The organism is Streptomyces laculatispora, assembly GCF_017353455.1.
Classification (GTDB): Bacteria; Actinomycetota; Actinomycetes; order Streptomycetales; family Streptomycetaceae; genus Streptomyces; species Streptomyces laculatispora.
This window is the reverse complement of sequence record NZ_JAFMPZ010000006.1, coordinates 1-7,362: the sequence shown is the minus strand read 5'-3', so window position 1 is coordinate 7,362 and position 7,362 is coordinate 1. Positions and strand designations below refer to the sequence as shown.

Below are 7,362 nucleotides of genomic sequence, written 5' to 3'. Positions count from 1 at the left end.
GAGGGAGCCCGCGCCGTCGGCCGGATCCCCGCCTACCCCGCCGCCGAACGCGCCGTCCGCGCACTCGCCGAAGCCGTCAACTACGCCCAGTGGCGACGCCAGGCCGCGGCCCCCGGCAAGGTGCCCGAGTTCCTCGACGACACCATCGACGAGCCGGGTGCGGCCGCCCGCATCGACGCGCTGCTCGGCGAGGACCCCGATCCGCGGGGCAGGCCCCTGGCGCACGACGAGGCCCGCGAGCTCCTGGCCTGCTACGGCATCGCCGTCCGGCCGACGCTGCCGGCCCCCGACGCGGAGGCGGCCGTCGCCGCCGCCGCGCAACTCGGCTACCCGGTGGCGCTGAAGACCACCGCGCCCCATCTGCGCCACCGCGCCGACCTGGGCGGCGTCCGGCTGGACCTGGCCACCGAGTCCGCGCTGCGCCGCGCGTACGGCGAACTGACCGACCTCCTCGGCAAGCCCGCCGAACTCCGTCCCGTCGTCCAGGCCATGGCCCCGCGCGGTGTCGACACCGTCGTACGGGCCACGATCGACCCGGCCGCGGGCGCCGTCCTCTCCTTCGGCCTGGCGGGTGCGCCCTCCGAACTCCTCGGCGACACCGCCCACCGCCTGGTTCCGGCCACCGACCGGGACGCCGCCGAGCTGATCCGCTCGATCAGGGCGGCCCCGGTCCTCTTCGGCTGGCGCGGCTCAGCGCCCGTGGACACCGCGGCGCTGGAAGAACTGCTGCTCAGGGTCTCCCTGCTGGTCGACGACCACCCCGAGGTGGTCTCCATCGCCCTGGAGCCGGTCGTGGTCGCCACCCAGGGGCTGACCGTCCTCGGCGCGAGCGTCCGGCTCTCACCGCCCCCGGCCCGCACCGACCTCGGCCCCCGCCGCCTCTCCAACTACTGAACCGTCCCGTCCCGCGTCGCCGCGGAAGCCGTCCGGGACGGGGTGGGCAGGACGTCCCCGGCAGTCATCCGCCCCCCGTAGGATGGTCCGTATGGCTAAGACCGGTACGACGACCCAGGGGCTGCGCGCGGCGATCGAGCGCAGCGGCTACTACCCGGCCCTCGTGGCCGAGGCGGTGGAGGCCGCCGTGGGCGGTGAGCCGGTCGCTTCGTACCTGGTGCACCAGGAGACCACCTTCGACTCCAACGAGGTCCGCCGGCACGTCACGGTCCTGGTGCTCACGGACAACCGTTTCGTCGTCAGCCACACCGACGAGCAGAACGCCGACACCAGCTCCCCGACGCCCTACGCCACCACCTCCACCGAGTCGGTCAAGCTGGACCGGATCTCCTCGGTCGTGGTCAGCCGTGTCGTGGCCAACCCGGAGAAGTACGTCCCCGGCACGCTGCCCCGTGAGGTCGTCCTGACCATCGGCTGGGGCGCGGTCTCCCGGATCGACCTGGAGCCCGCCGCCTGCGGCGACCCCAACTGCGAGGCCGACCACGGCTACACCGGCAGTTCCACCGCCGACGACCTGAGCCTGCGGGTCAGCGAGGCCGGCGACGGTCCCGACACCGTGCGCCAGACCCTGGCCTTCGCCCAGGCGCTCTCCGAGGCCACGGCCGCGACCGCGGCGGCCGGCCGCTGATGGTCCAGCCGGCCTGGCAGGACCCCGTCCTGCTGCCCGTCGACACCGCCCCGGTGCCCGAGTACGGCAGCGGCTCGCTCGCCGATCTGCTGCCCACGCTCGTCGCGGGACAGGGCGTGCCCGGTTTCACCTCGGCGATCGCCGAGCTCACGCCCGCCGACCGGAACTGCGTCTTCCTGATCGACGGACTCGGCTGGGAGCAGATCCGGGCCCACCCGGACGAGGCCCCCTTCCTGCACTCCCTGCTGCCCACCTCGCGCGGCGGCACGGGCCACCCGATAACCGCGGGCTTCCCGGCCACCACCGCGACCTCGCTGGCCTCGGTCGGCACCGGGCTGCCCCCGGGCGAGCACGGCCTTCCGGGGTACACGGTGCGCAATCCCGACACCGGCGCGCTGATGAACCAGCTCCGCTGGAGGCCCTGGACGCAGCCCAGGGTCTGGCAGCCCCACCCCACCGTCTTCACGCTCGCCGACGCGGCCGGAGTGCGTACCGCGCAGGTCTCCGCGCCCGCCTTCGAGCAGACCCCGCTCACCAAGGTCGCGCTCAGCGGCGGCTCGTTCCTCGGCCGGCTGACCGGCGAGGACCGGATGGACGTCGCCGCCGAGCGACTGGCCGCCGGCGACCGCACCCTCGTCTACACGTACTACAGCGAGGTCGACGGCATGGGGCACCGCTTCGGCGTCGACTCCGACGCCTGGCGCGGCCAGCTGATGCACGTCGACGGACTGGCCAGGCGCCTCGCCGAACAGCTCCCGCCCCGCTCGGCGCTGTACATCACCGCCGACCACGGCATGATCGACATCCCGTTCGACGAGCAGTCCAGGATCGACTTCGACGAGGACTGGGAGCTGCGCGCGGGCGTCGCGCTGCTCGGCGGCGAGGGCCGCGCCCGCCATGTGTACGCCGTCCCGGGCGCCGAGGCCGATGTGCTGACCGTCTGGCGCGAGGTGCTCGGCGAGCAGTTCTGGGTGGCGAGCCGGGACGAGGCCGTCGCGGCGGGCTGGTTCGGCCCCCGGGTCGACGAACGGGTCCTCGGCCGGATCGGCGACGTGGTCGCGGCGGCCCACGACGACGTGGTGATCACCGCCTCCGACAACGAGCCCCACGAGTCGGCGATGGTGGGCATGCATGGCTCGATGACCCCCGTCGAGCAGCTCGTCCCGCTCTTCGAAGTACGCACCTAGGCGTGTTCTGAAAGTCCCGCACACGCCGTAGCCGTGCCGGCCCGCTCCACGACCCTCCCCGTCCGTCCCGAAAGGTGCTCGACCCCTCATGCCCGAGCTGGTGTTTTTCTCCGGAACCATGGACTGCGGGAAGAGCACACTTGCTCTGCAGCGGATTCACAATCGTTCGGCGCGGGGTCTGCAGGGTGTGATCTTTACGCGCGATGACCGGGCGGGGGAGGGGAAGCTGTCTTCGCGGCTCGGTCTGATGACGGATGCTGTCGAGGCGACGCCGGAGATGGATCTGTACGCCTACGTCGTGGGTCGTATGTCGCAGGGCGACAGGGTCGACTATCTGATTGTGGATGAGGCACAGTTCCTGGCGTCGGAGCAGGTCGACCAGTTGGCGCGGGTCGTGGACGACCTGGACCTCGACGTTTTCACCTTCGGCATCACGACCGACTTCCGGGCCAGGCTCTTCCCCGGCTCGCAGCGACTGATCGAGCTGGCGGACCGGATAGAGGCGCTCCAGGTGGAGGCGATGTGCTGGTGCGGGGCGCGCGCCACGCACAATGCCCGCACGGTGGGTGGCCAGATGGTGGTGGAGGGTGAGCAGGTCGTTGTCGGTGATGTGAGCTGCCCCGCCGGGGAGGTCGGCTATGAGGTGTTGTGCCGACGTCACCATCGTCGCCGTATGACGAGCGCTGCTGTGCGTGCCGGCGCGCTCTCGCCGGACGTCCTGCCGGTCGCCCCGGACTGAGCCTCGAACCCGCCTGCCACGCGATCGGTCCGACGGCCGCCCGTCCGAGAAGCGCACACTCATGACGCGGAGCGAAAGGCACCGGTGCACTGCTGCGCTTGGCGGTCGCGGCCCGCACGCATGGCCTTCCGGATGTTTCACTCGTACCAGTTGCCGGCGGAAGCCCTGGCCACGGCCCTGGCCGACGTCGTCGCGGTATCGCGCTCGCGGTCACACGACGATGCAGGTCAACGCCGCCCACAGCAGGGGCGAGTGCTCGATCCTGCCGCCGGCGCGCCAGCGGTCGAGTTGCTCGCGCTGCCAGCGGCCGAGCCGGTGCACGGGGTCGTGGTGCTCGTGGGCGGTGTCGACGGCGATGATCGCCTCCGACAGGGGGCGCAGGGACTCGGGCAGGCCGGCCAGCCGGTGGAACGCGAAGCTGGTCGGCAGGACCCAACGGGCGGCGGTGACCAGATCGGCACCGTTGTGCAGCATCGCCGTCGCCAGGCCGAACGACTCGGCGAACCGCAGATCGCCGCCGCTCTCGCAGCCGATCAGGGCGACACGCGGTGGCGCGGGCCAGATCCGCGCACCCGATTCCCCGTCCGCTCGCAGGGGAAGCGTGCCCAGCAGGAGGTCCTTGGCCGACAGAGGGCGGTGGGTGCGCACCGGCTCGGTCAGGCCGGTGCTGTCCGGTCCGCAGCACAGATGGAGGGTGCCGTCCTCGCTCTGCCCGCCTTCGACCGGTGCCCCGCTGACGTGCCCGACATACATCAGTCGGCGTGCCCCCTTGCGGAGCACGCCGCTCAGCCAGTCCCGGTCCAGATCGGTGCGGCGGAACGCCTCCGCCGGGGCGCCGAGGGACGGCTCGACGGCGCCCGCGTCGAGACGGTCCTGGACCAACGACAGCAGCTCCGAATCCGAGCCGGGCGGTCCCAGGACCGAGCCGAGCGGGGAATCGGCCCGGAATCCGGGCACCCGGGGGTCGAGGACGAGGACGACCGGGCCGGTGTCACGCGCCGGACGGTCCGAGGTGTTCTGTCGTCGCAGTGACGTCGGCGCGGTGGTCACCACGTCCGCCAGATCGATGAGCCGGACATCGTCCTCGTCGACGGCCAGCAGTTCCCAGGGGACCTGGGCGACCCGGGGCGAGGGCTGGATGCGTACCAGCGGGCGGCCCGCGCGTTCCGACACCTGGCGTATCTGTGCCGTCAGCCCCTCCGGCCACAGCGCCTCGGCCAGCGTCCGCGCAAGCCGGTGCTCGGTGTCGTGACCGGCCAGCGCGCCCGTGGTGAAAGCCTGTCGCATGGCCTCCGCGCCCTCGCCCGCCCCGGGCAGCGCGGCGGCCAACTCGGCCACCGCCCGGTCGACTTCGGCGGCGGGCCCCTGGCCGGTGCCGAACCCCCGGGCGCCGCCGGCCCATGTCCAGGTCATGAACAGGTCGCCGGCATCGGCCAGCCGGATCTGGACCACCGGGCGGCTCGACAGCTCGTCGGTGATCCAGAACGGCACCTCGTCCTTGTCCACGATCCGACGCCGATAGCGGAACTCGGCCGCCGAGATGTACTCCTGGAGCGCGATCCGGCCGGACTCCGCCGACATCCGCACCCTAGGCGGCGGCGCGACGCGCAGGCCCGCGGAGGCGGCGGCCTCGGCCGCCACACCGCCCAGCGTCATCGCACCGCCGTCGGGGTAGCCGTACGCCTTCATGCCCCCGTCCGGAAGGACCGGTGCCGTGTCTTCGGGGGACGCGACGGAGCCCGGTGCACCGCCCCGGGCCAGTGCCGCGCCCGCGCAGCGGTGTTCCACCAGTTCGAAGAGGAGCCCCTGGTCCTGGCGGCGTACGGCGAGGCGGAAGACCAACCGCATGGCGTCGTCGGCCAGTTCCAGCCACTGGCTGCGCGCATGGGCGGTGACGAAGTCGTGGCGCGCCGCGGCCAGGGTCAGTGCGGCGGGGACGGCGAGGGAGAGCGCGTTGGCGATGGACCGAGGCTCGTGGTCGCCGTGGTCGGTCCGGTTCAGGTTGTCCTCAAGGGTTCGCGCGAGCAGGAGATCGACCTGGGCGCACCGCTCGTGGATCTCCCGTGCCTGGTAGACGTCGCGGGCCTCCTGGGCCAGCCGCTTCATCTCCTCGATGTCGCCCCGCTCGTACGCGTGCTGGGCGCCGAGCAGCATGGCGTCGGCGGCGGCGACCGCGGCGCCGAGTTGCGCGAACCGCTCCAGGCTCGCCGTGATGAGGTCGCTCGCTCCCGCGGCGTCGCCGCGCTGGGCGCTGATGAGGCTCCGGGACTGCTCACAGACCGCCAGTTCACCGAACCGTCGCTGTTCCTCGAAGAACGCGGACGCCTCGGCGAGCAACCGCTCCGCGCGGTCCGGTTCGCCCCGGCGCATCGCGATGCTCGCCCGGTGCACGAGCAGCGTCTGCTGCTCACCGGTGTCCCCCAACGCCCGGAAGGCGTCGTCCGCGCGGGCGAAGTAGTCCTCGGCCTCGTCGAACCGGCCGGTCGCGGAGCAGATCACGCCGAGCGAGGTCAGTAGACGTGGCACGGTCTCCGCCGCGGTCGCCGGAGTGGTGGACAGCAGGAGCGTGGCCTGCGCCTCGGCCGTTCCCCACTCGCCCCGGTCCATCAGCAGGAGCATCCGGCTCAGGCCGATCTCGGAGCCGCGCAGTCCGTCGGGATCGTCGAACTCGGCCAGTCCGGCCGTTGCCTCGTCGAGACACTCCAGCGCCTCGTCCAGACGTCCCGTCCTGCGCAGCAGGTCGGATCTGGCGATCAGTGTCCGCAGCACGATTTCCAGCCACAGTTGACGCCCTCGCGGCCCCATCGGTGCCGACGCGATGCCGTCGAGCAGGGCGCGAGAGCGGTCGACGGTGTCCTCAGCCCTGGGAAAATCGGAGGCGCCGAGGAGGACGCTCGTGAGGTCGGCCAGCAGGTGCGCGCGCAGGAACCGTACGTCGGGGGAGTCCTCCAGGGACTCGGCCAGGGCGAGCAGTTCCTCGTGGACGGCGTACGCGGCAGCGTAGTCCGCGGCCATGTGATGCTCGTGGGCCAGGGCGAAGCCGCTGTCGAACGGGTCTCCGTACAGCTGTACCGGTGCGTTGTCCTCGTCCGTCATCAGTAGTCCTCACTGGTGGCAGCGGCGGCGACGATCTCGGCGAGGAAGGGCCCGTCGAAGGTGTCGAACGCCTGGGGCCGAACGGTGTCGGCCAGCCGGCGCCGGGCCAGGGCACGGATCGCGTCGCGGTCGGCGCGGCCGCCGAGGCTGGGGCCCGGGTCGAAGCCGGGCAGCAGGACACCGACCTCGACGAGCGGCGGCATCGGCGTGACCGGCAGGGCAAGGGCCGGAGCCGGGTCCGGAGCAAGATCCAGAGTCGCCCGGCCGGCCCACAGATCGTCCCGTCTGGCCAGGGGCACCCGGTGCGGGCCACCACCGTTCACCTGGACCTCCGCGACGAGGGCCGGGCCGGCGGCGGGTGCCGCGTTGTGCGCGACGGCCTCGACCTCGATCTGCCGCTGCGCGCCGAGCGCGCGAGCGGTCCAGGACACCGCGTCCTCGGCGGCGTCGACGAACCCAGGCGGGTAGCGGCGCCAGTCGTTGGTCCCCGGCCCCCGGGCGATCACCCGGCTGCCGGCGGTGGGCGGAACGCCCGCCGCGAGGGCGTAGCCGTCCTGGCGGGCGAACAGCGCGCCGGGGTCGGCCGGGGTCCCGGCCGGACTGCGCTGACCGAGTGGTGGCGCTCGGCAGCACAACCGGCGGGCGCGGCACGCCACTTGGAGAGCGTCCTGCGGATGGTCGACGACGCGGCGGACGCCGCCGGGCTGGACAGGCCGGAGCTGCGCCGCCTCCGCGCGGGTCAGCGCAGTCCGGCCGGG

Annotated in this window: 5 protein-coding genes and 1 pseudogene; 4 read left to right on the top strand and 2 right to left on the bottom strand. The window is 72.9% G+C overall.

The features are described 5' to 3' along the window. From J1C73_RS00380 to J1C73_RS00365, 4 genes are all read left to right on the top strand, one after another. On the top strand, window positions 1–894 hold an 894-nt coding region (locus tag J1C73_RS00380; RefSeq protein WP_207314539.1), incomplete at its 5' end, for an acetate--CoA ligase family protein. A 91-nt stretch (window positions 895–985) separates the two neighbouring features. Beyond that, window positions 986–1,582: a DUF5998 family protein gene (locus tag J1C73_RS00375; protein WP_123462856.1), complete on the top strand. Its 597-nt coding sequence runs from the start codon at window positions 986–988 to the stop codon at window positions 1,580–1,582. Further along, window positions 1,582–2,769, top strand: a complete 1,188-nt coding sequence (locus J1C73_RS00370) for an alkaline phosphatase family protein (RefSeq protein ID WP_207314538.1) — start codon at window positions 1,582–1,584, stop codon at window positions 2,767–2,769. The genes J1C73_RS00375 and J1C73_RS00370 overlap by 1 nt, the downstream gene beginning before the upstream one ends. A gap of 88 nt (window positions 2,770–2,857) precedes the next feature. Beyond that, a complete protein-coding gene (locus J1C73_RS00365; RefSeq protein ID WP_207314537.1) occupies window positions 2,858–3,508 on the top strand; it encodes a thymidine kinase in 651 nt (216 codons plus the stop codon). Window positions 3,509–3,718: 210 nt separating this feature from the next. Here the strand turns inward: J1C73_RS00365 and J1C73_RS00360 are convergent, their stop codons facing one another. Both J1C73_RS00360 and J1C73_RS00355 read right to left on the bottom strand, forming a co-directional pair. Further along, window positions 3,719–6,604, bottom strand: a complete 2,886-nt coding sequence (locus J1C73_RS00360) for a tetratricopeptide repeat protein (RefSeq protein WP_207314536.1) — start codon at window positions 6,602–6,604, stop codon at window positions 3,719–3,721. Then, window positions 6,604–7,362: pseudogene (locus J1C73_RS00355) on the bottom strand (hypothetical protein); the annotation flags it as partial. The gene J1C73_RS00360 and the pseudogene J1C73_RS00355, both read right to left, overlap by 1 nt.